21 protein-coding genes are annotated in these 24,633 nt (G+C 64.7%); 13 read left to right on the top strand and 8 right to left on the bottom strand.

The window, feature by feature from the left end; translation table 11 throughout:
• The first annotated feature begins 3 nt into the window (after nt 1-3).
• Nucleotides 4-921: an isoaspartyl peptidase/L-asparaginase gene (locus tag C5L14_RS28755; protein ID WP_105865497.1), complete on the top strand. Its 918-nt coding sequence runs from the start codon at nt 4-6 to the stop codon at nt 919-921.
• A 19-nt stretch (nt 922-940) separates the two neighbouring features.
• Nucleotides 941-1,732 (top strand): transporter substrate-binding domain-containing protein, encoded by a 792-nt coding sequence (locus tag C5L14_RS28750; protein ID WP_105865496.1) that lies wholly within the window; start codon nt 941-943, stop codon nt 1,730-1,732.
• A gap of 12 nt (nt 1,733-1,744) precedes the next feature.
• Here the strand turns inward: C5L14_RS28750 and C5L14_RS28745 are convergent, their stop codons facing one another.
• Nucleotides 1,745-2,734, bottom strand: a complete 990-nt coding sequence (locus C5L14_RS28745; RefSeq protein ID WP_105865495.1) for a LacI family DNA-binding transcriptional regulator — start codon at nt 2,732-2,734, stop codon at nt 1,745-1,747.
• Between the two features lie 194 nt (nt 2,735-2,928).
• Between C5L14_RS28745 and C5L14_RS28740 the strand changes: the two genes are divergently transcribed.
• Nucleotides 2,929-3,843 carry an ROK family protein gene (locus C5L14_RS28740; protein ID WP_105865494.1) on the top strand — a complete coding sequence of 305 codons (915 nt, stop codon included), beginning with the start codon at nt 2,929-2,931 and terminating at the stop codon, nt 3,841-3,843.
• A complete protein-coding gene (locus C5L14_RS28735; RefSeq protein ID WP_105865493.1) occupies nt 3,840-4,562 on the top strand; it encodes a copper homeostasis protein CutC in 723 nt (240 codons plus the stop codon). Before C5L14_RS28740 ends, C5L14_RS28735 begins: the two co-directional genes overlap by 4 nt.
• Nucleotides 4,563-4,864: 302 nt before the next feature.
• Here the strand turns inward: C5L14_RS28735 and C5L14_RS28730 are convergent, their stop codons facing one another.
• Both C5L14_RS28730 and C5L14_RS28725 read right to left on the bottom strand, forming a co-directional pair.
• Entirely contained in the window at nt 4,865-6,463 is a 1,599-nt protein-coding gene (locus tag C5L14_RS28730; RefSeq protein ID WP_105865492.1) for an inorganic phosphate transporter, read from the bottom strand.
• Nucleotides 6,464-6,723: 260 nt separating this feature from the next.
• Entirely contained in the window at nt 6,724-7,071 is a 348-nt protein-coding gene (locus C5L14_RS28725) for a tetratricopeptide repeat protein (RefSeq protein WP_105865491.1), read from the bottom strand.
• Between the two features lie 489 nt (nt 7,072-7,560).
• Between C5L14_RS28725 and C5L14_RS28720 the strand changes: the two genes are divergently transcribed.
• From C5L14_RS28720 to C5L14_RS28705, 4 genes are all read left to right on the top strand, one after another.
• A complete protein-coding gene (locus C5L14_RS28720) occupies nt 7,561-8,868 on the top strand; it encodes a DEAD/DEAH box helicase (RefSeq protein ID WP_105865490.1) in 1,308 nt (435 codons plus the stop codon).
• Between the two features lie 37 nt (nt 8,869-8,905).
• The gene (infA, locus tag C5L14_RS28715) at nt 8,906-9,187 is read left to right on the top strand and encodes a translation initiation factor IF-1 (RefSeq protein WP_068294521.1); all 282 of its coding nucleotides are present in this window, start codon (nt 8,906-8,908) and stop codon (nt 9,185-9,187) included.
• A gap of 391 nt (nt 9,188-9,578) precedes the next feature.
• On the top strand, nt 9,579-10,238 hold the full coding sequence (locus C5L14_RS28710) for a class II aldolase/adducin family protein (RefSeq protein ID WP_105865489.1): 660 nt from the start codon (nt 9,579-9,581) through the stop codon (nt 10,236-10,238).
• 196 nt (nt 10,239-10,434) lie between these two features.
• Nucleotides 10,435-14,244: a caspase family protein gene (locus C5L14_RS28705; RefSeq protein WP_105865488.1), complete on the top strand. Its 3,810-nt coding sequence runs from the start codon at nt 10,435-10,437 to the stop codon at nt 14,242-14,244.
• Nucleotides 14,245-14,302: 58 nt separating this feature from the next.
• Here the strand turns inward: C5L14_RS28705 and C5L14_RS28700 are convergent, their stop codons facing one another.
• Together C5L14_RS28700 and hslU are read right to left on the bottom strand one after the other, a co-directional pair.
• Nucleotides 14,303-15,103 carry a MetQ/NlpA family ABC transporter substrate-binding protein gene (locus tag C5L14_RS28700; RefSeq protein ID WP_105865487.1) on the bottom strand — a complete coding sequence of 267 codons (801 nt, stop codon included), beginning with the start codon at nt 15,101-15,103 and terminating at the stop codon, nt 14,303-14,305.
• A 254-nt stretch (nt 15,104-15,357) separates the two neighbouring features.
• A complete protein-coding gene (hslU, locus tag C5L14_RS28695) occupies nt 15,358-16,659 on the bottom strand; it encodes an ATP-dependent protease ATPase subunit HslU (RefSeq protein ID WP_105865486.1) in 1,302 nt (433 codons plus the stop codon).
• Between the two features lie 368 nt (nt 16,660-17,027).
• Here hslU and C5L14_RS28690 point away from each other — a divergent pair, with 368 nt between their 5' ends.
• The 4 genes from C5L14_RS28690 to C5L14_RS28675 all read left to right on the top strand — a co-directional run bounded on the left by C5L14_RS28690 (nt 17,028) and on the right by C5L14_RS28675 (nt 21,681).
• Nucleotides 17,028-18,098, top strand: a complete 1,071-nt coding sequence (locus tag C5L14_RS28690; RefSeq protein ID WP_105865485.1) for an ABC transporter ATP-binding protein — start codon at nt 17,028-17,030, stop codon at nt 18,096-18,098.
• Between the two features lie 167 nt (nt 18,099-18,265).
• Entirely contained in the window at nt 18,266-19,582 is a 1,317-nt protein-coding gene (locus C5L14_RS28685; RefSeq protein WP_105865484.1) for an ABC transporter substrate-binding protein, read from the top strand.
• Between the two features lie 253 nt (nt 19,583-19,835).
• The gene (locus C5L14_RS28680; protein WP_105865483.1) at nt 19,836-20,774 is read left to right on the top strand and encodes a carbohydrate ABC transporter permease; all 939 of its coding nucleotides are present in this window, start codon (nt 19,836-19,838) and stop codon (nt 20,772-20,774) included.
• A gap of 7 nt (nt 20,775-20,781) precedes the next feature.
• Entirely contained in the window at nt 20,782-21,681 is a 900-nt protein-coding gene (locus C5L14_RS28675) for a carbohydrate ABC transporter permease (RefSeq protein ID WP_105865482.1), read from the top strand.
• Nucleotides 21,682-21,761: 80 nt separating this feature from the next.
• On the opposite strand, the gene C5L14_RS28670 is transcribed toward C5L14_RS28675, so the two are convergent.
• From C5L14_RS28670 to hslV, 3 genes are read right to left on the bottom strand one after another with little or no spacing between them, the layout of a single operon-like run.
• Nucleotides 21,762-22,025, bottom strand: coding sequence for a hypothetical protein (locus C5L14_RS28670; protein WP_105865481.1), 264 nt, complete (start codon nt 22,023-22,025; stop codon nt 21,762-21,764).
• Nucleotides 22,026-22,056: 31 nt separating this feature from the next.
• Nucleotides 22,057-22,452, bottom strand: coding sequence for a hypothetical protein (locus C5L14_RS28665; protein WP_105865480.1), 396 nt, complete (start codon nt 22,450-22,452; stop codon nt 22,057-22,059).
• A gap of 41 nt (nt 22,453-22,493) precedes the next feature.
• Nucleotides 22,494-23,069 carry an ATP-dependent protease subunit HslV gene (gene hslV / locus C5L14_RS28660; RefSeq protein WP_105865479.1) on the bottom strand — a complete coding sequence of 192 codons (576 nt, stop codon included), beginning with the start codon at nt 23,067-23,069 and terminating at the stop codon, nt 22,494-22,496.
• 241 nt (nt 23,070-23,310) lie between these two features.
• On the opposite strand from hslV, the gene C5L14_RS28655 reads away from it, so the two are divergent.
• Complete coding sequence (locus C5L14_RS28655; protein WP_105865556.1) at nt 23,311-24,465, top strand: aminotransferase; 1,155 nt, start codon at nt 23,311-23,313, stop codon at nt 24,463-24,465.
• Nucleotides 24,466-24,633 lie beyond the last annotated feature (168 nt).

Below are 24,633 nucleotides of genomic sequence, written 5' to 3'. Positions count from 1 at the left end.
GAAATGTTGCTGCTCGCCAATGCCGAAGCCTGGCCCGGATTCCCGCTGACGGTCGAGATGCTGCGGGCGGGCGCCGACAGCCTCGATGCCATGGTCGCCGGCATCGGCCGCGTCGAAGCCGAGCCGCGCGTGCGCAGCGTCGGCTATGGCGGCTGGCCCAATATGCTGGGCGCGATGGAATGCGATGCCGCCGTGATGAACGGCACGACGAGGGAAATCGGTTCGGTCGGCGCCGTGCCTGACACCATACCGGTCGCCGCCCTGGCCCAGGCCGTGATGCAACGCCTGCCCCATGTCATGCTGACGGGCACGGGCGCCCGGCGCTTTGCCAGTGAAATCGGTTTCTCCGTCGATGAGGTGCTGATCGAGGATTCCAGGCGTGTCTGGCGCGAACGCCTCGAAGCCGAGCTCGATGCCGAGCAACTGGCCCGTTTTCCCGACATACCGCTCGCGCCCCTGTCGCGCGCGATCACCGATCCTGAACGAGTGAGGGACACCACGGTCTTTCTCAGCGCCGACCGCCGGCGCGGCATCCATACGGCGACGTCCACCTCGGGCTGGGCCTGGAAATATCCGGGCCGCCTCGGCGATAGCCCCATTCCCGGCGCCGGCTTCTATGCCGACAGCCGTTATGGCGCCGCCGTCTGCACCCATACCGGCGAGATGACCATGCGCTGCGCCACCGCGCGCACCATCGTGCTCGCGCTCAAGCTCGGCCGCTCGCTGCGCGAGGCCGTCGATCTCGCCGTGGAGGAACTGGCCGAGCTCGCCGAAGGCTTTCTCGGCGGCGTGGTGATCCATGCGGCCGATGCCGAGGGACACCACGAGGTGGTCAATTTCCGCTGCGAGGGCGAGATCCGCTACTGGCTGTGGGACGATACCATGGCGGAGCCCGAGCTCCGGCCGGCAAGAACGATCTGACAGAGGGGAGTGCACAATCATGAAGAAGATCCTGCCTGTAGTACTGGGCCTGGCGATCGCCGCCTGCGCCGCCCTGCCGGTACTCGCCGGCAAGCTGGACGACATCCGTTCGCGCGGCAGCGTGCGGATCGGCGTCTCGCTGGGAGGCGAGCCGATTGGTTTCCGCGACGCCCAGAACAATCCGGTGGGCTATGATGTCGACGTCGCCAACCTTCTCGCCGAAAAGCTCGGCGTGCCCGTGGAGTTCACCGACGTTTCCGGCGATGCCCGCATCTCGATGCTGGTCTCCGGGCAGCTCGACATTGTGGTCGCCAACACCTCGGCCACGCTGGAGCGGGCCAAGACGGTGAACTTCTCCATCCCCTATAACCGGGCGGGCCTGCGTATCCTGGTGCAGGCCGATGCGGGCATTACCAAGCTGGAGGATCTCGGCGGCAAGTCGGTGGTAGTGGGGCGCGGCACCACCGGCGAGAGCTTCCTCAAGAAGGCGGTGCCGACCGCCAATCTCGTCTATGTCGACCAGTTCGCCCCCGATGGCGTGCTGCAGCTCCAGCAAAAGCGCGTGGACGCGGCGATCGAGGATTCGTCCCTGCTCGACTATCTCGCCACCAAGAACCCCTCGCTCGTCACCCTGCCGGGGCTCTATTCCAACGATCCCATCGGCATCGCGGTGGCCAAGGGCGATCCCGAATTCGTGCGCTGGCTCGATATGTTCGTCTCCGACTACATCCAGTCCGGCGCCTATGAGGCCAATTACAAGAAGTGGTGGGGGGAGAAGGCCAACCCGCCCAAGCTGACCCCGCTCTGGTGAGGGGGGCGGCCATCACCCCGTCAGGCGCGGCACGTAGCGGGTCGGCACCAGTTCCGGCTCGAAGGTGCCCCCGCCGGCGGGAGGTTCGTTGAGCAGGCGCAGCATGCGGGCGACATAGGCCGCCTTGTCGTAGCCGATCGAGGAGATCGGATAGGCCTCGAAGTCGAGCAGGGAGAGATTGTCGAAGCCATAGAGACGGAAACGGCTCGGCCGGTTGCCGGAAAAGTCCGCCCTGAAGACGTCGAGGATGCCCATCGCCATGGCGTCGGACGTGCAGAATACCGCATCCGGGCGCTCGCCCTCGAGCAGGCTGGCTGCCAAAGCATGGCCGGAACGATAGGAATAGTCGCCCTGCAGGGTTTGCAGCAGGGCGATGCCATGGCTTTCGAAGGCGCGATGAAAAAGGCCGATGCGTGCCTGCTCCACCAGAGAACTCGCCCGGCCCGTGACGAGGCTGGCGCATTTGACGCCCTTGGCAGCGGCATCCGCGACCGCCTGGCCGATGCCGACGGCTTCGTCCGGAATGATGGCGGGCGAGCGATGATCGTGGCGGCCATTGAGCATGATCACCAGGTCGGAGCGGAACATGCGCCTCACCGTCGCCGCGTCGGCGAAATCGGAGAACACCAGGGCGGCATCGACATGATAGGCCACGCCCTGGCGCAGGAACTCCTCGACCTTGTCGGTGGAGCCGACCCGCACCAGGATGACCTGCCGGCCGCCCGCCTGGATCTCGGCGAGCAGCAGGTCGAACAGGTCGAGATCGGAAAGATCGTGGATATGGTTGACCAGGACGGCGACGAGATTGACGGTCTGGGTGGTCAGGCTCTGGGCCAGGAGGTTGACGCGATAGCCGAGTTCGGCGGCCGCGGCCAGGACGCGGTCGCGCTTGGCGTCGGATACCGGCCGCTTGGAAGCGGAGAGTGCGCGCGAGGCGACGGCCCTGGAGACGCCGGCGAGCGCGGCCACGTCGCTGATGGTCGGTGCTGCCTTGCGCCTCATGCGGCCTTGCCTGCTCCTCCAAAACGTTTTGCGATTTGGCCGTATCGCCAAGAATCGCAAAGACACGTCGAACCAGAGAGTTAGAGCAATGCAGCGTCAGGGTGTAAACGCGCTTTGCTCCATGGAAACGCGAAATCGTACCTGACGCCACGGCCTAATACAGGAAACAACGGTTTGAAAGGTCTCTTCTGTCAATGACGATCTGCTTCGATATCGGAGGCTCCGCCATCAAGGCGGCCCTCGCCACGCCGCGGGGCGAGGTCAGGCCCTTTGCCCGCATTGCGACGCCGCTCGACGATTTCGGGGCCTTCGTGCAGGCGCTCGCGCAACTGAGGCGGCAGGGCGGGGCCGGGGCGGGCGATGATATCGCCGTGTCTATCACCGGTGTGGTCGATCCACGCAGCGAAATCATCGCCTGCGCCAACATTCCCTGCATCGACGGGCGGCGGCTGGCTCCCGACCTGGCCGAGCGGCTTGGCGTGCCCGTGCACGTCGCCAATGACGCCGACTGCTTTGCCCTGGCCGAGGCGGTGAAGGGCGCCGGGCGTGGGCATCGCATCGTCTTCGGCATCATCATCGGCACCGGCATCGGCGGCGGCCTGGTCGTCGACGGCCGGATCCTCACCGGCGCCGGCGGTTTCGCCGGCGAATGGGGGCATGGACCGGTGGTGGCGAGCGAGGCGGGCGAGCCGCCGGTCGCGATCCCGCGCTTTGCCTGCGGCTGCGGCCAGGAGGGCTGTGTCGACACGGTCGGCGGCGCACGCGGCCTCGAAAGGCTGCACCGCCATCTCACCGGGGATGCGTGCGAGAGCACCGAGATCATCGCGGCCTGGCGGGCCGGCGATGCGGCGGCGGCCCGCACCGTGGCCTGCCAGGTCGATCTCGTCGCCTCACCCCTGGCCCTTGCGATCAATATCGTCGGTGCCGACATCGTGCCGGTCGGGGGCGGCCTCGCCAGCGTGCCGGAACTGATCGCAAGGCTGGACGAGGCGGTGCGCCATCGCATCCTGCGGCGATCCTCGGCGCCGCTGGTGGTGCCTTCGACCCTCGCGCCGGAGCCCGGGCTGATCGGCGCGGCCCTCCTGGCCCATCAGGGAGAACGCTCGTGACGGCCTTGCTCGAAATCTGCGTTGCCGACGCCGACAGCCTCGAAGCCGCGATCGAGGGCGGCGCCGACCGCATCGAACTGTGCTCGGCGCTCGAACTCGGCGGGTTGACGCCGTCATCGGGCCTGATGCGCCTGGCCGCCCAGGCACCGATCCCGGTCTATGCCATGATCCGGCCGAGGGCCGGCGACTTCGTGTTCTCGCCCCGGGAGGGCGAGATCATGCTGGCCGATATCGAGGCGGCGGGCGGAGCAGGGCTGGCCGGCGTGGTGCTGGGGGCATCCCTGCCCGGTGGCCGGCTCGACGAAGCCCTGTTGTCGCGCCTGCATCTGCATACCGAGGGGCTCGGCACCACGCTGCATCGCGCCTTCGATCTGGTGCCGGACCGGCAGGTGGCGCTGGAGACGGCCATCGCGCTCGGCTTCGAACGCATCCTTACTTCGGGAGGAGCGGCCGGCGCTCCCGCCGGGCTGGACGAATTGGTGCGCCTGCACCGGGCGGCCCGGGGCCGCATCGGCATCATGCCGGGCTCGGGATTGACGCCGGCCAATATCGCCGCGCTGCTGGCGGCGCTTCCCGTCACCGAGGTGCACAGCTCCTGTTCGGCGGAAGGGGAGCCATGGAGCGCCGATGCCGTCCGCCTCGGCTTTGCGGTGGGCGGACGACGCCGCACCAGGGCGGATATCGTCCGCGCCTTCCGGGCGGCGATGGCGGGAGTCTAGATCAAGCCGATGGATAAGTCCGGCCCTGGTCGAGCCGCCCCTCACCCTTACCCTCTCCCCGCAAGAGGGGCGAGGGGTGCCCTATGTCGGGCCTTGGTGCGAGATGTTGCGTCTGCAGGATAAGGCGAAACGCCGAAGTCTCCCTCACCCCGTTCTTACGGGGAGCCTGTAACCCGTGTATCCGGTTCAAAGTGTTACCCATCTATCCGCTGGACAGGGTGAGGGGCGGCGTGACGGTTCAGATATAGCCTAAAGGAATGGCCGCCCGGAGGCGGCCATTCCAGCGACCAGGATGCGCTGCTTCAGATGATCTGGCGCAGCACCACGAAGAGCACGAAGGACAGGGCCATCGAGGCGGGGAGGGTGAGCACCCAGGCCATGATCAGGTTGCGCACCGTCGACATCTGCAGCCCCGTGCCGTTGGCCGCCATGGTGCCGGCGACACCGGACGACAGCACATGGGTGGTGGAGACCGGCAGGCCGAGATAGTCGGCGGCGCCGATCGTCGCCGCGGCCACGATCTCGGCCGAGGCCCCCTGGCCATAGGTGAGATGGGTCTTGCCGATCTTCTCGCCGACCGTCACCACGATGCGCTTCCATCCCACCATGGTGCCGAGGCCGAGGGCCAGGGCGATGGCGACCTTCACCCAGGTCGGGATGAACTTGGTCGTGTTGTCGGTGGCTACGTGATAGGTCTTGATCGTCTTCAGGTCAGCGTCCGACACCGGCAGCAGCTTCTTGGAGTCGATCAGCTTGAGGGCCTCGCCGATCAGATACATGTCGTTGCGGGTATTCGAGACCAGCCCGGCAGGCACCGCCGCGGCCGAGCCATAGGGCGAGAGCTGCGAGGTGGTCTGCTCGATGAAGATCTTCAGGGCCGGCGTCGTCTCGTCGCTCCAGTTGCGCGTGCGCACCGCCTCGGCGACCTTGGCCTTGGCATCGGCGGGGGCGACCGTCACGCCCGGCTTGACGTAGTTGCCCAGGACCGAACCGGCCGCGGTCGAAGCAGCCTTGTAGGTTTCGAGATAGTTGATGTCGGGCGTGCGGTTGAGGGCGAAGGCGGTGGGCACCACGCCGATCAGGATCAGCATGATCAGGCCCATGCCCTTCTGGCCGTCATTGGAGCCGTGGAAGAAGCTGACCAGCGTACAGGTCAGGATCAGCAGGCCGCGGATCCACAGCGGCGGCGGGTTGTTGCCCTTCGGCTCGACATAAAGGGCCTTGTTGCGCACCACGACCTTCATCAGGAGCAGGAGGGCGCCGGCCAGGAAGAAGCCGAACAGGGGCGAGATCAGCAGCGACAGGCCGATATTCTTGGCCTGGGACCAGTCGACGCCGCTGGTGGCGGAGCCGGCCGGCGCCAGGAACTGGTTGGCGAGGCCGACACCGATGATCGAGCCGACCATGGTGTGCGAGCTCGAGGCCGGCAGGCCGAAATACCAGGTGCCGAGGTTCCAGACGATGGCGGCGATCAGAAGCGCGAACACCATGGCCAGGCCCGCGCTCGAACCGACCTGCATGATCAACTCCACAGGCAGCAGCGAGATGATGCCGAAAGCCACCGCACCGCTCGCCGTGAGCACGCCGAGGAAGTTGAAGACGCCCGACCAGATCACCGCGAATTCGGCCGGCAGCGAGTGGGTGTAGATCACCGTCGCCACCGCATTGGCGGTATCGTGGAAGCCGTTGACGAATTCGAAGCCGAGGGCGATCAGCAGGGCCAGGCCGAGCAGGATCCAGGGCACGGCCACCGCACCGGTGAGATCGGCGACCAGTGCGTAGCAGACATAGCCCAGGCCCCCGAGCAGGATCAGGGCGATCACGATATTGGGCAGGTTGCCAAGAGAACTCGGCCTGTCGAGCGGATGGCCGCTCCTGTGGCCCGAAGTAAGGTCCGTCATCTCCAAACACCCCCGTGTTTCCATGGTCTGGCGACCCTTAGGCGGGGTTCGTGAAGCTTGGATGACAAAATGTTAATCTGGCGCAGCGACAGGCAAGAAGGTTGGCCGGTCATGCCAACGCCATCGATGCTAAGCCCGACCGAGCCCGTCATTGCGAGCGTAGCAAAGCAATCCAGGGCTTCTAGAAGCGGTGGCCTTCGCTCCTGGATTGCTTCGCTACCCTCGCATTGACGCGTGAGTCAAACATCGCGACCCGGGCATCAGGACTCGTTCGCGGATGAAAACGCCTGCCGGCGCCACAGGATTTGTATGGCCCGGTCGAAATCGGCGGTGGCCTTGTCGAAGGCGCCGAGCTGGCGGTGGACGATGCTGCGCTTGAAGAGGGCGTCGGCATGGCCGGGGTCCAACGCGATCACCCTGTCATAATCGGCGATCGCCTCGGGAAAGGCCCGTTTGTGGTGATAGGCAAGAGCCCGTTCGTAAATGGCGTCGATGGCGTGGGGCTTGCGTTCGATTGCCCTGCTGAATTCGGCGATGGCCCTGTCGAGGTCTTGCTCGCCGGGCCTCGCCGGGCTGTCATCGGGCGACATGGTTTCGGATTCGGACATGCTGACGGAACGCCTTTGCACCTCGGCAGAACCTGCCGGGACTGCGGCGAGGCCTCTTCATCCGCCGCACGAATCCCGAGTCACGCTCGAGAGAATCTGCCGGCATATGAGCAGCAACGTTAGGGAATGTCCATGACGTTGCGTTAGTACCGAAGTCGCCTTCCCGACGGTGGTGCCGAGAGGTCGATATTCCGCAATCCATCCGGTGTGCTTTGCTTTTTCCTTGACTTTGCGCTGCAAAAAGCGCAGCAACCGGCTGTATCGACCGCTCGGGGGTTCGCGCGGCGCGCTGGTTTTTTGCTCGTTGAGAAGCAGCGCCTCACCTCCCGGCCGTCCCCACTAACATTCCGCTGCTCCCATCCGCGCGTGGGTCGCGATATCGCCGTACCGTCTCATCATGCCATTGCGGCGGGTGACGGGCTGTGATCGCGGACCCGGACGGTGGCCGCGCTGCCGTCCGATCGACGAGCGTGGCATGAAGGATTTGATGTGACTTCCGATGTAACTTTTGCGTCGCTCGGCTTGGCCGAGCCGCTTTTGCGTGCGCTCGACGCCGCCGACTACAAAAACCCCACCCCGATCCAGCACAAGGCCATTCCCGCCCTTCTCGAAGGGCGCGACATGATGGGCCTGGCTCAGACCGGCACGGGCAAGACCGCGGCCTTCGCGCTGCCGATCCTGCAGCGCCTGTCGAAGTCGCGCCACGGCGCCGGCCCTAAGGGCGTGCGCGCCCTCATCCTGGCGCCGACGCGAGAACTCGCCATTCAGATCGACGAGAGCTTCCGCACCTATGGCGTGCATATGGGCTTCCGCACCGCTGTGATCTTCGGGGGCGTCAGCCAGGGGCCGCAGGTCAAGGCATTGTCCGACGGCGTCGACATTCTGGTCGCCACGCCCGGCCGCCTGCTCGACCTGCAGCAGCAGCGCAAGGTCCGCCTCGACAAGGTGGAGATCCTGGTGCTCGACGAGGCCGATCGCATGCTCGACATGGGCTTCTCGCGCGACGTGCTCAAGATCGTCGACGAGACGCCGCTGGAGCGCCAGTCCCTCCTGTTCTCGGCCACCATGCCGAAGGCGATCAAGAAGCTCGGCGAGGAAATCCTGCTCGAGCCCGTGCATGTGGAAGTGACGCCGGAAGTGGTGACGGTCGACAAGATCGACCAGCATGTCTACCACGTGCCGGCCTCGGTGAAGCGTTCGCTGCTGCTCCATCTGCTCAACGATCCGGCGATGAGCCGCGTCATCGTCTTCACGCGGACCAAGCATGGTGCCAACCGCGTCTCGGGCCATCTCGACAAGGCCGGCATCCCCTCGGCAGCGATCCATGGCAACAAGTCGCAGAATGCGCGCCAGAAGGCCCTGGAGGATTTCCGCTCCGGCGCCACGCGCATCCTGGTCGCCACCGATATCGCCGCCCGCGGCATCGATGTCGACGACATCACCCATGTCGTCAATTTCGAGATGCCGGTGGATGCGGAAAGCTATGTGCACCGCATCGGCCGCACCGCCCGCGCCGGACGCAGCGGCATCGCCTATTCCTTCTGCGATCCCAATGAGCGCGACGAGCTCAAGGCGATCGAGCGCCTCACCAAGAAGCCGCTGATGGTGGCCGCTCCGGTGCAGGGGCTCGAAGCCGATCAGAAGCACGGCGAGCGTGGTCCCCGTCACCCGCATCAGGGCAAGCCGAACGGCAAGCCCCGCAACAGCGGGCAGCAGGAAAAATCCCATTCGGGCCAGCCGCGTTCGGGGCGTTCGCGCCGTCCGGGTGGCCGCAACAATCAGCGTCGCGCCGCCTGAGGGCGCGGCCTTTTCATTCCCTCAATAGGACCTGCACATGGCAAAAGAAGAACTGATGGAATTTGAAGGCGAGGTTTCCGAAGTGTTGCCGGACGCCCGTTTCCGCGTGAAGCTCGACAATGGCCACGAGATGATCGCCTACACGGCCGGCAAGATGAAGAAGAACCGCATCAAGACCATCGAAGGCGACCGCGTCACCGTCGAGATGTCGCCCTACGACCTCGACAAGGGACGCATCATCTTCCGCCACAAGGACGAGCGTGCTTCGTCCGGCCCCCGTCCGCCGCAGCGCGGCGGTGGCAATATGCGTCGCCGCTGATCGGATTCGGGGGCGGGTCGTCAGACCCGCCAGGACACCCCTTTGCCGGGAGCGCGGGCTGGTGCGCCGGTCTTCGGAGCCCCGGCACGGACCTCGCACCGGAACCGGGAAAAACTCTACCCTTGTCATGCCCGGGCTTGTCCCGGGCATCCAGACAGCGCAAGTCGCCGCGAGTGCGATCCCTGGATCACCGGGGTCATGACCAGGCTCGAGGTCCTCCCCGTCGGCGCTTCGTTTGCGGGAATGCCGATCCTGCCCCATCGCGCGAGGGACCGAGAAGATCGGCACGGCGGCTCTCTGCGCTCAATATCGCTCATTCGACAATTTGGGCTTGCCACCCCGGGCCCTTCTTCCGCATCGATGGCACAGCCTCGAATCCGGAAGACCCACCATGAGCCCAGACGAACTCGGCCTGCGCCGCGCCATCATCGACAAATGCCGCTGGATGAACGCCAACGGCCTCAACCAAGGCACCTCCGGCAATATTTCGGCCCGCTTCGGCGACCGCATGCTGATCACCCCCTCGGCCGTCCCCTATCACGAGATGGAACCGGACATGATCGCCGCCATGCCCTTCGAGGGCGAGTACGGCGCCTGGCAGGGACCGCTGAAGCCGTCGGTGGAATGGCGTTTCCATTTCGACATCCTCAAGGGGCGCCCGGATGCCGGCGCTGTGGTGCATACCCATGCCACCTGGTCCACCATCCTCGCCATCGCCCATAAGCCGATCCCGGCCATCCACTACATGATCGCCGCCTTTGGCGGGCCAGACATACGCTGCGCGCCCTATGCCCGCTACGGCTCCGAGGAATTGTCGCGTTTCGCCCTCGAGGCGCTGGAAGGCCGCAATGGTTGCCTGCTCGCCAATCACGGCATGATCGCGGTCGGCTCCAGCCTGGACAAGGCGATGTGGCTCGCCCATGAACTCGAAACCCTGGCCAAGCAATATTACTATGCGCTGCAGATCGGTGGCGCGAACATCCTGCCCGACGGCGAGATTGCCCAGGTGGTCGAGGGCTTCAAGAGCTACGGCCTGCAGGACAGGGAGTAAGGGGCAAATCCCCAACGCTTCTGCCGCCGGCGGAGCGAACACCACTGTTCCCCATATTCGTGAATCGTGAAGGAAGAAGGACGTAGCAGGCTACCTCCCTTGGGGGCGGAGCTACCCCCAAAAGCCGAATGGATATTCACCACCGGCACATTAAGGTTCTTGCCGTGGCGGTGTCTCGGAAGGGCGGGTTTGGGGCATGCGGGCTGTCTTCTTTGTTGCGTGGCTGTGTCTGGGCACGGCCCTTTGTTCGCGGGCGGTGGCCGGCCCCGATGCGGCTCCCAGCCCGCGAGGGCTCTCGCGCATCGACGCCGCGTTGCCCGCCACCATCGAGGGCCAACTGTCCTATCCCGGGGAGGGATTGCCGGACGATCTCAAAGTCTGCGCCGTCAATCTTGCGACCACAAAGGAAACTTGTACCGGCGGGCGCATCAGGCTGAAGCGCAAGGGGCGGCCAGCCGGCTATCGGCTGACGGTGGCGGCCGGCGACTATCAGGTCTATGCCGTCAGTCGGGAAAGCGGGCAGGAGGCACGCGCCTATTTTACCGAGTTCGTAACCTGCGGCGTGCAGGCCGGCTGTCCCTCGCATGCCATCATTCCGGTGCGCCTGGCTCCGGGCGCGGTACGCAGCGATGTCGACCCGGGAGACTGGTATGCCGATAAATGGCCGGACGCGGTAAAGCCGCTGGCAGAACCGACGGTCACCACGCAATCCGACAAACCCGATCCTCGCGTGCAGGGCAGGCCGCCTGCAGCGTCCGCCGAGGGCAAGCGATCCCATACGCTGCTCGGTGAGGCCAACCAGAGCTGCGACGCCGCGTTGCCGTTGCTTGCCGAGCTGAGAAGTCGCCTCTCCGTGACGGCGATCGGCGGCACCGCCGTTCGAGCCGGGGACATCAAGACGCTTTCCTGGTCGGTCGGCCCACAGCAGGGCCGTGCTCCGACCTATCTCATGATCGCCGCCGATGCGCCTGTCCGGGTGAATGGCAAGGGATTCTATGTGCTTGCGCCCGATGCCATAGCCCCGTTCCGCCTTCGACAATTCAAGGAATTGACGCGTATCGTCATTCCCCTGCACGTCGGGGATACGGCGCGCAGCGGCAGCCTCGATGTCAGGCCGCTTCAGGCAGGAACCCTTCATCTCACGGCCGCCATCACCGGTTTTGCGCAATGCGGCGAGCTTGCCGATGACTCGCCGAGGTCGATCGATCTGGCGGTGAGTGCCGGAACACCCGAAATCGTGATTTCAGATCGTTTCGAACTCAGGAAACCCGATCAGAGCATCCTGTCGCCTGACGGGACACGCCGGATCGACATTGTCGGTCCGCGCTGGCGATTGATCGATGTCGCCAGTGGGAGCCAGCTGTCGGAGCAAGTCGGGAAGGAGCCGCGCTTTTCACCGACGGGGCGCTTCGTAACCGCGACGGCTGAAGAGCAGTTCAGCCTCTACGATGCCGTCGACGGCAAGTTTGTTCAAAAACTATGGACCGGCAGTTGGGACCTCGCCTGGGACGACCGGGACAGCTTCCTCGTCATCGGCGCAAGCGGGCGCGGCTTCATCAACGTCCTCTATCCCCTCAGCGAAACGGATCCGGACATTCAAGTGGGAGACGGTTGCCGGGCCGCATGCCCCGGTGTGGAGAGTTCGGCCGTAAAGATCGATCTGGAGAATAATCTGGTGCTGGGGCGCGGGACCCGGGCGTTCGACACAGTGGCCGATGCATATGCCCGGCTGATGACGGGAACGGCGACGTTCCGGGACATTCGCAACAAGCCCAACAACGCCGTCGAGACGTCCGGCGACGGCAGGCCCATGGTCTATCACAGCTCGATCAATGCCTTTGCGGCGCCCTATCAGACGGTCGCCTTGGCGATCCCCAAACGGTGGGACTTCATTGATGGCCTGAAGTTCACCGTGCTGGGCGACCGTTCCTACCAAACGGACGCCCCGGCCGTGAAGGCGAATGCGGCCCTGCATCAATTCCTGGTGCAGCCCATCCTCGCCTCGGGCATGCCGGCAGCCGACCCGGTATCCAGCGATCCCATCGCTGTCGCGACGAGGGGAATAGGCCGCGTCTTCCTGCCCGACGAGGCCCAGCTTTCCAAGCTCGAGCGGCGCCTGGTCGATTTCGGCCTGGAAATCAATACGGGAAGCAATCTGGCGACGTTGCCGGCGAATGCCGTCCTGAAGAACTCGCGCAAGCCCGATATCTGGCAGTTCGTCGGGGACAACAAAATCCAGGTGGCGGCGAGCAGTGAAAACTGCGGATCGGCCGACAAAGGGGCCGATGGCACCATAACCATCGATGCCTTCACCCCGATCGTCGAGCAGCTCTCGACGCCGCGTTATAAGCTGACCTTCTTCGGCGGTAGCTGCAATGGCGGCAATGGCGGTTTTCTCGATGCGCAACGCTTCATGCATGATTCTCGCGAACCGGGAGAAGTCTTCGACCTGATCGCCGGAACCAACGAGGATCCCGACAGTCCCGCTACCTGGTGCCCGACCCGCATCGGCGCCTGCGGCATCTCCGGAACACTCTTCTTCGAACGTTATCTGGTCATCTGGTCCAGGGAGAGCTTTGCGGCGGCGGTCTATGACTTGCAGACGCGCAAACTGCTGCATTCGCTGATCCGCCTGCCATCGCCCGACGTGATGGAGCGCATCTCCCTATCGAACGATCTCAAGACCCTCACCAAGATCGATCGAGATGGCGGCTTCCAGATCCTGGACCTCAGCCGCAGCCAGAAGAGCGCCGACGGCAAATTCACCAGCCAGTCCGTGCAGAAGCCCGTCATACTCTATGGCCGTGTGGTCGATGACGAGGTGGTGGTATGGGCCCCCACGGGCCAATTCGACGCCACCATGGAAGGCGCCAGCTTCGTTTCACTCAAGCTGCCGGGAAGGCAAGGCCAATACACGCTGCAGCAATACCGTGGCGTCCTCCATAGGGCGGGCCTGCTCAAGGAAGTGCTCGCCGGCAGGACGCTTCCAGACGTCGCGATTGATCGCTTCCCTCCGGTGATTGCGGTGAAGCCGACTCCCTCACCGCGCGTGACGGCGGAAATTGCCGTCACCGAAGGCGAGTTTGCAGCGTTGCGCATCTATCAGGATGGCCAGTTCACCGACGAGATCGCGGTGGCGGCGGGCGAAAGATCGGCTTCCGTCGATGTGCCGCGCCTGGCCGGTGCGCGCTGGATCGCCGTCGTAGCCAAGGGCAAGTCGGATCTCTACAGCCAGGCTGCGACCTTCGATGCGGGCCAGCCCGGAACCGGGCGGCGACGTGTTCACCTCATCAGCGTCGGCGTCGACAAATATGAGGACCCCGGCATCAGCCAGCTCGAACTGGCGGCAAGTGATGCCGGGCGCTTCCACGCGGCGATCGCAACCAAGGCCGGCGACAGCGTGGATATCGTCTCGCAGGCCCTGCTGACGGATGAGCAGGCTTCGCGAGAAGCCATCCTCGCCAGGCTGCGCGTGGCAATCGCCGCCGGCGAACCGGGCGACACCATCCTGCTGTTCGTGGCGGGGCACGGCATCCAGACGCCCGACGGTCAATATTATCTCGCGACGAGTCAGACACGACTGGCCGATATCGCCGGTACGGCTTTGCGCTGGAGCGATCTCGCCGCTGAGCTGGCAAAGGCGAAGTCACGCGTCGCCGTCTTTCTCGACAGTTGCCATAGTGGCAGCGCCGGCACCGGCTTCTTCGCCACCAGCGACAGTACGGCAAGCGCGCTCATCGACAAGGTGCCCTCCGGCATCGTGATCTTCTCCGCGGCGAAGGGACGAGAATTATCGGAGGAAATGCCCAGCCAGGGCGGCGGCGTCTTCACCGACGCTCTGGTCAAGGCGATGGCGAACAAGGCCACCGACCTCAACGGCAATGGCGCAATAGAGGCCTCCGAACTCTATGCCGGCGTCAAGGGCAGCGTGATCAAGGCCACGGACGGGCGGCAGACGCCATGGTTCGCCCGCAATGACATGGTGGGCGACTTCGTGCCCTTTTGAGCGCTCGCGTTCGGTCCGCGGAGGCGCCCGGCGACGCGCCCCCCGTGATGTCGGTGTCTTACCAGGTCGGTACATAGGCGCCCTTGTATTTGTCCAGCACGAAGGCCCGGACCTCGGGCGAGCGATAGGCCTCGGCCAGGATGGGCACCCAGGGCTGGTCCTTGTCCGCCGCGCGCACCGCGATCAGATTGGTGTATTGCGGCTTGAGGTCCTCCAGCAGCAGGGCTTGCCTGGTCGGGTCGAGGCCGGCCGTGACGGCGTAATTGGCATTGACGGCCGCGGCATCGACGTCGTCGAGGGAGCGCGGCGTCTGGGCGGCATCGACCTCCAGGAAGCGCAACTGCTTGGGATTGGCGGTGATATCGGGCACGATCGGCTTGTAGCCGACGCCGTCCCGGAGCGAGATCACGCCCTTGTCGCGCAGCAGGAGGAGCGTGCGGCCGCCATTGGTCGGATCGTTCTGGATGGCGATGGTGGCGCCATCCGGCACCTCGCTCCAGGCCTTGTGCCTGCGCGAATAGACGCCCAGGCGTGAATTGATGATCGGGGCGATGCCGACGATCTTGTAGCCGCGGTCGGCGATCTGGTTGTCGAGATAAGGCTGGTTCTGGAAGGCGTTGGCCTCGATTTCTCCGGCATCCAGCGCCGCATTGGGCACGACATAGTCGGAGAATTCGACCACCTCGATGTCTAGCCCGCGCTTGGCGGCGACCGGCTTGGCCGCTTCCAGGGTCTCGGCCATCGGCCCGGGCGTGGCGCCGACGCGGATACGGGTCGGCGAGGCCAGCGCGGCGGGGCCGGTCAGCAGGGATGCGGCGGCGAGCGTCAGGAGGGAGCGGCGGGTGAGGGAGAGGGGCATCGATCGATCTCGTCAAAGGGATGGACGATGCGATGGTAGAAAAATTAATTCATTAAATCCATAAAAATTATATATTATTCATCGCGACCACTCCTTCAGGGTTCATCCGAGTTGGCGGGTCATGGCGCCAAGCGGCTTCCTGGTAGGCGGGTCCCCAGACCCGCCTACAGGGGCCGCATTTCCAGGCGGGTCTGGGGACCCGCCCACCGCGGGCGACGCCAAGGGCGATAGGTCAATCTTCTCGCGGTCCGGCGTTACAGGATGAACTGGCTGAGATCGGTGTTCTTGGCGAGGTCGCCCACCGTCTTCTGGACATAGTCGGCGTCAATCGTCACTTTCTCGCCGCCCTTGTCGGGAGCGGTGAAGGAGATCTCGTCGAGGATGCGTTCCATCACCGTCTGCAGCCGGCGCGCGCCGATATTCTCGACGGAGGCGTTCACCTGCACCGCGATGGCGGCGATGGCGTCGATCGCCTCGGGCGTGAAGCTGAGCTCGAGGTTCTCCGTGCCCATCAACGCCACATATTGCTTGATCAGGCTTGCTTCCGTGTCGGTGAGGATGCGGCGGAAGTCGTCCTGGGTCAGCGCCTGCAGCTCGACGCGGATCGGCAGGCGGCCCTGCAATTCCGGCAGGAGATCGGAAGGCTTGGCGACGTGGAAGGCACCGGAGGCGATGAAGAGGATGTGGTCGGTGCGCACCGCGCCGTGCTTGGTCGACACGGTGGTGCCTTCGATCAGCGGCAGGAGATCGCGCTGTACACCCTCGCGGCTGACATCGGCGCCGCCGCGGTTCTCGCGGGCGCAGATCTTGTCGATCTCGTCGAGGAAGACGATGCCGTTGTTCTCGACCTGGCGGATGGCCTCCTGCACGATCTGGTCCTGGTCGAGCAGATTGTCGGCCTCCTCCTGGATCAGCTGGTCGTAGCTGTCACGGACCGTGGTGCGCTTGGTCTTGGTGCGCCCCGAAAAGGCCTTGCCGAAGATGTCGCCGATCGAAACGACGCCCATCTGGCCCTGCGGCAGGCCGGGCAGCTCGAAGGTGGGCGAGGAGGTGTCCTTCATCTCGATCTCGATTTCCTTGTCGTCGAGCTCGCCTGCCCGCAGCTTCTTCTGGAAACTGTCGCGGGTGGCCGGGCTCGCCGTGGCGCCGACCAGCGCGTTCAGCACGCGCTGTTCGGCAGCCAGATGAGCCTTGGCCTGGACTTCCTTACGCTTTTCGGCCTTTACCAGCGCTATGCCGATATCGACGAGATCGCGCACGATCTGTTCGACGTCGCGCCCGACATAGCCGACCTCGGTGAACTTCGTCGCTTCCACCTTCAGGAACGGCGCATTGGCGAGCTTGGCGAGGCGCCGCGAAATCTCGGTCTTGCCGACGCCGGTCGGCCCGATCATCAGGATGTTCTTGGGCATTACCTCTTCGCGCAGCGTCTCGTCGAGCTGCAGGCGGCGCCAGCGATTGCGCAGGGCAATGGCGACGGCGCGCTTGGCGTCATGCTGGCCGACGATGTGGCGGTCGAGTTCTGAGACGATTTCGCGGGGGGAGAAATTGGACATAGGCACTCGGGAGGAAGGGTAAAGCTGCTACATAATGGCTGAAACGCGAAAATCCAGCATCGAGAATTGCAGGCGGCCCCGCAATTGCGCGAAGGAAACCGAGGGGCGGAGGTACGATGTTAACGCAATTTCCCGGTTGAACGGCATTGGTCTGAAGATTTGTGAGGGATGATGGCCTCTTTGCCTTGACAGGAGTCTTGTCCCACCGTCAGGATGCCGCCGCCTGCGGGGACCGCCTACACCGATGGTGCGCCGGCTCCGGCAGGCGTGCTCCAGTGTTCGTAACGGTCCGGAAGAGGCCGAACAGGTTGAAATGCCGCCCCGGGGCGGCGATCAGGTTCATCATCCTTTTGCTTGGGGGAAGCGTCGTGGCGTCAGTCGACTTCGTCAATGTCAGGAAATCATTCGGGACCCACCCCGTCATCAAGGGAGTGGACATCGAGATTGCCGATGGCGAGTTCGTGATCCTGGTCGGCCCTTCGGGCTGCGGGAAATCCACGCTCCTGCGCATGCTGGCGGGCCTGGAGAACATCTCGGACGGCGAGATCCGCATCGGCAAGGACGTGGTCAACAACCTGCCGCCCAAAGAGCGCGACATCGCCATGGTGTTCCAGAATTACGCGCTCTATCCGCATATGAGCGTCGCCGACAACATGGGCTTCTCGCTCAAGCTGAAGGGGGCCAGCAAGGCCGACATCGAAAAGCGCGTGAAGCCGGCGGCCGAAATCCTCGGCCTGTCCAAGCTGCTCGACCGCTATCCGCGCCAGCTCTCCGGCGGCCAGCGCCAGCGCGTCGCCATGGGCCGGGCGATCGTACGTGACCCGCAGGTCTTCCTGTTCGACGAACCGCTCTCCAACCTCGACGCCAAGCTGCGCGTCGCCATGCGCGCCGAGATCAAGGAACTGCATCAGCGCCTGAAGACGACGACGGTCTACGTCACCCACGACCAGATCGAGGCCATGACCATGGCCGACAAGATCGTGGTGATGCATGACGGCATCGTCGAGCAGATCGGTGCCCCGCTCGATCTCTACGACCAGCCGGCCAATCTGTTCGTGGCCGGCTTCATCGGCTCGCCGGCGATGAATTTCATCAAGGGCCGGCTCGATCCGCAGGATTCCAGCCGTTTCATCGCCGAGGATGGCAGCGTGCTTCCGGCCCGGGCGCCGCGCCAGGCGACCGACAAGCCGCTCATCTACGGTCTCAGGCCAGAAAGCCTGCGGTTGAGCGCCGGCGGCATTCCGCTGAACGTCGTGGTTACCGAACCGACGGGATCGGAGACCCATATGATGGCGAGACTTGCGGGCACGGACGTCGCCTGCGTCTTCCACGAGCGCGTGGCGGCACAGCCCGGCGAGACCATCAATGTCTCCATCGATGTCGGCTCGACCCATCTGTTCGACGCCGAAAGCGGGCGCCGGCTGGAGCCCGCCGCCTGAGCGGCCTCGTCTGACGTCCGGAACCGGCCGGCCTTTGGGCCGCCGGGACGCGTGTCGTGCCAGCAGGGGGCGGGCCACTTCCCGTGGACGTCGCGGGAGGGCTGCGTTGCCTGCGGCGCCGCCGAACTGCCCATAACGATAAATTGCCATTGCCAGGGAGGACTTCGATGACGATCAACAGACGTGATCTGCTCACTGCTTCCGCAGGTCTCGCCGCGGCCGCCGGTTTGGGCCGGTTCGGCATCGGACCGGCTTTCGCACAGGGCGCCGAGCCTGCCTACAAGCCCGAAGAGGGAGCGAGCCTGCGCGTGCTGCGCTGGACCCCCTTCGTGCAGGGCGACGAGGATGCCTGGCTCGCCAATACCAAGAAATTCACCGAGGCGACCGGCGTGCAGGTCCGTGTCGACAAGGAGAGCTGGGAGGACATCCGTCCGAAGGCGGCCGTGGCCGCCAATGTCGGCTCGGGGCCTGATATCGTGCTGTGCTGGTTCGACGATGCCCATCAATATCCCGACAAGCTGGCCGACCTCACCGACCTCGGCACCTATCTCGGCGGCAAATATGGCGGCTGGTATGACGGCCTGAAGGGCTATGCTACGCGCGAAGGCAAATTCATCGCCCTGCCGCTGGCGGCGATCGGCAATGCCATCTGCTACCGCGACAGCCATGTGAAGGCGGCCGGCTTCAATGAGTTTCCCAAGGATACCGCCGGCTTCCTCGAATTGTGCAAGGCGCTCAAGGCCAAGGGGACGCCCGCCGGATTCCCCCATGGCAAGGCGGTCGGCGATGGCAACAATTATGCCCACTGGCTCTTGTGGAGCCATGGCGGCAAGATGGTCGACGAGAGCGGCAAGGTCACCATCAACTCGCCCGAGACCATCGCCTCGATCAAATATGCCAAGTCGCTCTACGAGACCTTCATCCCCGGCACCGAGAGCTGGCTCGACATCAACAACAACCGGGCCTTCCTCGCCGGGCAGGTGTCGCTGACGGCCAACGGCGTCTCGCTCTATTACGCCGCCAAGAAGGACGCCAAGCTCAAGGACCTGGCTGCCGATATCCGCACGGTCAACTTCCCGGTCGGCCCGGTCGGGCAGAAGGTCGAGCTGCACCAGACCACCTCGGCCCTGCTGTTCAAGCATTCCAAATATCCCGAGGCGGCCAAGGCCTATCTGAAGTTCATGTATGAGGAACCTCAGATGAACGCCTGGATCAGCGGATCGAGCGCCTATTGCTGCCAGCCGCTCAAAGCCTTTGCCGCCAATCCGGTCTGGAAGGCCGACCCGATCCATGAGCCCTATTCGCATGCTTCGGAAACGCTGCGGCCCAACGGCTATGCGGGCCCCCTCGGCTACGCCTCCGCCGGCGTGATGGCCGATTATGTGCTGGTCGACATGTATGCGGTCGCGGTGACCGGCCAGATGTCGCCGGAGGATGCGGCGGCCCAGGCCGAGAAGCGCGCCAATCGCTACTACCGGGTGTGAGGCCTCCTTCTAGTGCTCTGTCGGGCCTACACCCCTCATCCCCCTGCCGGGACCTCTAGCCAACTCCAAAGGAGTTGGCGACACCCGCAAGGGGAGAAGGAACTAGATCCCGAGGGTTAGGCCGACTGAGCAACCTTCACTAGAGCTCGGCGCATCCAAAGCAATCCCCTTCTCCCCCTGCGGGAGAAGGTCCCGGCAGGGGGATGAGGGGTGAAACTCCCTCCTTTCTCCTTCCCTCCCACCAAGGCACCTCATGAGCATCGCGACATCGAGACCACGGCCGCGACCTTCCGCCTTCGCCAGGCTGGCGCAGAGCAGGGGCGCGCTCGGCACGCTCTTCATGCTGCCGGCGGCGGTGTTCCTGATCTGCCTGCTGGCCTACCCGCTGGGCCTGGGGGTCTGGCTCGGCTTCACCGACACCAAGATCGGGCGCGAGGGCATTTTCATCGGACTGGAGAATTACGAGTTCCTCTGGGCCGATTCGGTGTTCTGGCTGTCGGTGTTCAACACCGTCGTCTACACGGTGGTCGCCTCGATCCTGAAATTCGGCCTCGGCCTCTGGCTGGCTCTGCTGCTCAACCAGCATCTGCCCTTCAAGTCGCTGTTCCGGGCGATCGTGCTGCTGCCCTGGGTCGTGCCCACCGTGCTGTCGGCGCTGGCTTTCTGGTGGATCTATGATTCGCAGTTCTCGATCATTTCCTGGTCGCTGATGCAGCTCGGCCTGATTCAGCAGCCGATCAACTTCCTCGGCGATCCTCTCAATGCCCGCATCTCGGTGATCGTCGCCAATGTCTGGCGCGGCATTCCCTTTGTCGCCATCTCGCTGCTGGCCGGCCTGCAGACCATTTCGCCCTCGCTGCAGGAGGCGGCCTCGCTCGACGGCGCCACCAGCTGGCAGCGCTTCCGCCATGTCACCCTGCCGCTGCTGACGCCGATCATCGCGGTGGTGATGACCTTCTCGGTGCTGTTCACCTTCACCGATTTCCAGCTCATCTATGTGCTGACCAAGGGCGGCCCGGTGAACGCCACCCATCTGATGGCGACTTTGTCCTTCCAGCGCGGCATTCCCGGCGGCCAGCTCGGCGAAGGCGCGGCCATCGCGGTTGCCATGGTGCCCTTCCTGCTGGCGGCGATCCTGTTCAGCTTCTTCGGCCTGCAGCGCCGGCGCTGGCAGCAGGGCGGACAGGAATAGCGGAGGCATGACGATGAGCTCGAACCAGGCCACCGCGCCGCTCGCCGACCATGTCGAGGGCATGGGCTATCTCTCCAGCCTGCCGCGGCGGGTGGTGACCGTCTACCTGCCGCTGCTGGTCTTCGTCATCGTGCTGCTGTTCCCGTTCTACTGGATGGCGATCACCACGGTGAAGCCCAACGATCAGTTGACCGATTACGCCAATCACAGCCCGTTCTGGGTGGTGGGCCCCACGCTCGAACATATCCGCTACCTGCTGTTCGAGACATCCTATCCGGGCTGGCTGCTCAACACGATCTATGTCTCGGTCGGCGCGACGGCACTGGCGCTGTTCGCCTCCGTTCTCGCCGCCTATGCGATCGAGCGCATCCGCTTCAGGGGATCGAGGATCGTCGGCCTCCTGATCTTCCTGGCCTATCTGGTGCCGCCCTCGATCCTGTTCATCCCGCTCGCCTTCATCGTCTTCAAGCTCGGCATCTACGATTCCAAGCTTGCCCTGATCTTCACCTACCCGACCTTCCTGATCCCGTTCTGCACTTGGCTGCTGATGGGCTATTTCCGCTCGATTCCCTATGAGCTGGAGGAGAGCGCCCTGGTGGACGGCGCCTCGCGCTGGCAGATCCTGGTGCGGGTCATCCTGCCCTTGGCGGTGCCGGGACTGATTTCGGCCGGCATCTTCGCCTTCACCCTGTCGTGGAACGAGTTCATCTACGCGCTGACCTTCATCCAGTCGTCCGAGAACAAGACCGTGCCGGTGGGCGTGCTGACCGAACTGGTGCGCGGGGACATCTTCGAATGGGGGTCCCTGATGGCCGGGGCGCTGTTCGGCTCCCTGCCGGTGGTGATCCTCTATTCCTTCTTCGTCGACTATTACGTGTCGTCGATGACGGGGGCGGTGAAGGAGTAGGGTACCCGGGGCGAGGGTTTGACCCTGCCGGGAGGACGGGCGCGATTGCCCGGACCGGTCGATCATAGCCGCCGCTGCTATCAGCGCCGGTTGCGGCGATCCTCGTACATCTGTTCGAGCGGATCGATGAAGGAGCCGCCGAACAGCACATAGGCGACGACGAAATAGACGAATTTGGCGAGGGTGAAAAAGCCGATCCATTGCAGCAGCACGAAGGGCGCGCTCACCGCGACGAGGCCGAAGCAGACCAGCGCGCTGGCGACGAGGCAGGCCAGCAGCACAACCAGATGCATCAGCAGTTGCGTGCCGTTGTCATAGGCGCTGAGATCGAACCTGCCCTTCATGCCGCCTCCGGTTCAGGACCGGGAATCTCCGCTATCTGTCCTGGGCGAATTTGTAGGCGGCCGCTTCCGGCACCTTGCCGCTGATGCAGGCCTTGAACTTGGCGACTTCCTCGGGGCCGAACGTGCCCAGGCCCTGGGCCTGGCATTCCGAACTCGCCTGGCTGTATTCGGCTTCTAGCTTGACGCAGCGTTCGCGCTGCGGCGAGCCGGGTCGGATGCCCCTGCGGCTGCAGGTGTCGCCGGCAATGCCCTGGGAGGCCTTGCGCCGCATGCAGTCCGTCATGGCCGCGCCCGCCTTCACGCCCTCGGCCTGGCAGGCCTTTTCGAGGGGATTGGTGGTGGGAAATTCAGGTTGCTTCTCCGCCGCGCAGCCCGCGAGGGCGACGGCGGCGAAGACGACGGGAAGGCTGATCCGGAAGGAGAGCATGCGCGGGCGGCTTTCTGCCTGTGGTGAGTCTCGCCCTCTTATCAGAGATCGATGCTCTCGATCACCAGATTATGGTTGGTATAGACACAGATATCCGCTGCGATGTTCATCGCCTTCTTGACGATCGTCTCGGCATCATAGTCGGTGTCGACCAGCGCCCTGGCGGCGGCCAGGGCGTAATTGCCGCCCGAGCCGATCGCCATCACGCCGTTCTCAGGCTCCAGCACGTCGCCGGTCCCGGTGAGCACCAGCCCGGCCGATTTGTCCGCCACCAGCATCATTGCTTCCAGCCGGCGCAGATAGCGGTCGGTCCGCCAGTCCTTGGCGAGCTCGACGCAGGCCCGCGTCAACTGGGTGGGGTATTGCTCGAGCTTGGCTTCCAGCCGCTCGAACAAGGTGAAGGCGTCGGCCGTGGCCCCGGCGAAGCCGGCGATGACGTCGCCCTTGCCGAGCCGGCGGACCTTGCGGGCATTGCCCTTGATCACGGTCTGGCCGAGGCTGACCTGCCCGTCGCCGCCGATCACCACGCGGCCGCCCTTGCGGACCATCAGGATGGTGGTGGCGTGGAAGGGGGAGCGGGGGCCGCTGTCGGGGCCGGCGGAAGGGTTGAACGTCATGGGAACCTCACTGAACATGCCCTCTATCTAGGAGGTCGCGGGCAAAAGGCAAAGGGCGGGGACATCCAGGTTTCCGAATCCAGGTCAATGCGTGTTCCGAACAGCGCATTGCGGATGCCCGTGCACCTGGAACGGCTGCTCGCCCAGCGCCAAAAGTCATCCGCTATTAACTTGAGTTCGCGGCCTTGGGGGAAATCCGATGCCCCTTTATCCCACCGCCCAACTCGTCTATCGATTTTGGATGAACAGCATCTTCGCCGGCCTTTCCACCACCATTTTCGAGACCATGTCGCGGCTGGCCCGTGAGCATGACGCCGTCAATCTCGGCCAGGGCTTTCCTGACGATGCCGGCCCGCTCGATGTGCGCGAGAAGGCGGCTGAAGCCGTGATGACGGGCTGGAACCAGTATCCGCCCATGCTCGGCCTGCCCGAACTGCGCCGCGCCATTGCCGAGCACTATGCCCGCTTCCAGGACGTGGTTGTCGATCCCGACAGCGAGGTGATGGTCACGTCCGGTGCAACGGAAGCGATCGCCGATGCGCTGATGGCGCTGATCGAGCCGGGCGACGAGGTGGTGCTGTTCCAGCCGATGTACGATGCCTATCTGCCGCTGGTGAGGCGGGCAGGCGGGGTGCCGCGCTTCGTCACCCTGCAGCCGCCGCATTGGCGTCTGACCCGGGAGGCGCTCGACGCCGCCTTTTCCGCGCGCACCAAGGTGGTGCTGTTCAACAACCCGCTCAATCCGGCCGCCGTCGCTTTCTCGGACGAAGACCAGGCCCTGCTGGCGGAATATTGCGTGCATTACAACGCCATCGCCGTTTGCGACGAGGTCTGGGAGCATGTCGTCTTCGACGGCCGCACGCACCGGCCGCTGATCGGCTTTCCAGGCATGCGCGAGCGCACGGTGAAGATCGGTTCGGCCGGCAAGATCTTCTCGCTCACCGGCTGGAAGGTCGGCTTCGTCATGGCGGCCGCGCCGATCCTGAAGGTGATCGCCAAGGCGCATCAGTTCTTCACCTTCACCACGCCGCCCAATCTGCAGGCGGCCGTGGCCTATGGCCTGGGCAAGGAAGACGCCTATTTCACCGGCATGCGGGCGGACCTGCAGCGCTCTCGCGACAGGTTCGCGGCGGGACTGGCCGGGCTCGGCTTCGCCACCCTGCCGAGCGAGGCGAGCTACTTCCTAAATATCGACCTCAAGGCCAGCGGCATCGAAGAGGACGATGTCAGCTTCTGCAAGCGCCTGGTCGCCGAGCACAAGGTCGCCGCCATCCCCGTCTCGGCCTTCTACGCACAGGATGCGGTGACGACGGTGGTGCGGTTCTGCTTCGCCAAGCGCGACGAGACCCTCGCGGCCGCGCTCGCCAATCTGAAGGGTGTGGCGCGGCGGAAATGATGGGGGGGCGCGTTTCCACCCCTCATCCGGCGCTACGCGCCACCTTCTCCCACAAGGGGAGAAGGCTGATCCGCGCCTTTTCTTGCAAGCCAAAACCAAGCCGTAAGTCCCTTCTCCCCTTGCGGGAGAAGGTGGCGGCAGCCGGATGAGGGGTGAACCACTGCCGCC

It is taken from the genome of Labrys okinawensis (genome assembly GCF_002982075.1).
GTDB classification, from domain to species: Bacteria; Pseudomonadota; Alphaproteobacteria; order Rhizobiales; family Labraceae; genus Labrys; species Labrys okinawensis_A.
The sequence above is the reverse complement of the archived record's forward strand: the minus strand, read 5'-3'. Positions and strand labels throughout refer to the sequence as shown.

Bases quoted from the DNA above. Each gene is read 5' to 3' on its own strand.
- C5L14_RS28755 (WP_105865497.1), top strand. From the start codon at position 4: ATGTTGCTGCTCGCCAATGCCGAAGCCTGGCCCGGATTCCCGCTGACG.
- C5L14_RS28750 (WP_105865496.1), top strand. From the start codon at position 941: ATGAAGAAGATCCTGCCTGTAGTACTGGGCCTGGCGATCGCCGCCTGC.
- C5L14_RS28745 (WP_105865495.1), bottom strand. From the start codon at position 2,734: ATGAGGCGCAAGGCAGCACCGACCATCAGCGACGTGGCCGCGCTCGCC.
- C5L14_RS28740 (WP_105865494.1), top strand. From the start codon at position 2,929: ATGACGATCTGCTTCGATATCGGAGGCTCCGCCATCAAGGCGGCCCTC.
- C5L14_RS28730 (WP_105865492.1), bottom strand. From the start codon at position 6,463: ATGACGGACCTTACTTCGGGCCACAGGAGCGGCCATCCGCTCGACAGG.
- C5L14_RS28725 (WP_105865491.1), bottom strand. From the start codon at position 7,071: ATGTCCGAATCCGAAACCATGTCGCCCGATGACAGCCCGGCGAGGCCC.
- infA (WP_068294521.1), top strand. From the start codon at position 8,906: ATGGCAAAAGAAGAACTGATGGAATTTGAAGGCGAGGTTTCCGAAGTG.
- C5L14_RS28710 (WP_105865489.1), top strand. From the start codon at position 9,579: ATGAGCCCAGACGAACTCGGCCTGCGCCGCGCCATCATCGACAAATGC.
- C5L14_RS28705 (WP_105865488.1), top strand. From the start codon at position 10,435: ATGCGGGCTGTCTTCTTTGTTGCGTGGCTGTGTCTGGGCACGGCCCTT.
- C5L14_RS28700 (WP_105865487.1), bottom strand. From the start codon at position 15,103: ATGCCCCTCTCCCTCACCCGCCGCTCCCTCCTGACGCTCGCCGCCGCA.
- hslU (WP_105865486.1), bottom strand. From the start codon at position 16,659: ATGTCCAATTTCTCCCCCCGCGAAATCGTCTCAGAACTCGACCGCCAC.
- C5L14_RS28685 (WP_105865484.1), top strand. From the start codon at position 18,266: ATGACGATCAACAGACGTGATCTGCTCACTGCTTCCGCAGGTCTCGCC.
- C5L14_RS28680 (WP_105865483.1), top strand. From the start codon at position 19,836: ATGAGCATCGCGACATCGAGACCACGGCCGCGACCTTCCGCCTTCGCC.
- C5L14_RS28675 (WP_105865482.1), top strand. From the start codon at position 20,782: ATGACGATGAGCTCGAACCAGGCCACCGCGCCGCTCGCCGACCATGTC.
- C5L14_RS28670 (WP_105865481.1), bottom strand. From the start codon at position 22,025: ATGAAGGGCAGGTTCGATCTCAGCGCCTATGACAACGGCACGCAACTG.
- C5L14_RS28665 (WP_105865480.1), bottom strand. From the start codon at position 22,452: ATGCTCTCCTTCCGGATCAGCCTTCCCGTCGTCTTCGCCGCCGTCGCC.
- hslV (WP_105865479.1), bottom strand. From the start codon at position 23,069: ATGACGTTCAACCCTTCCGCCGGCCCCGACAGCGGCCCCCGCTCCCCC.
- C5L14_RS28655 (WP_105865556.1), top strand. From the start codon at position 23,311: ATGAACAGCATCTTCGCCGGCCTTTCCACCACCATTTTCGAGACCATG.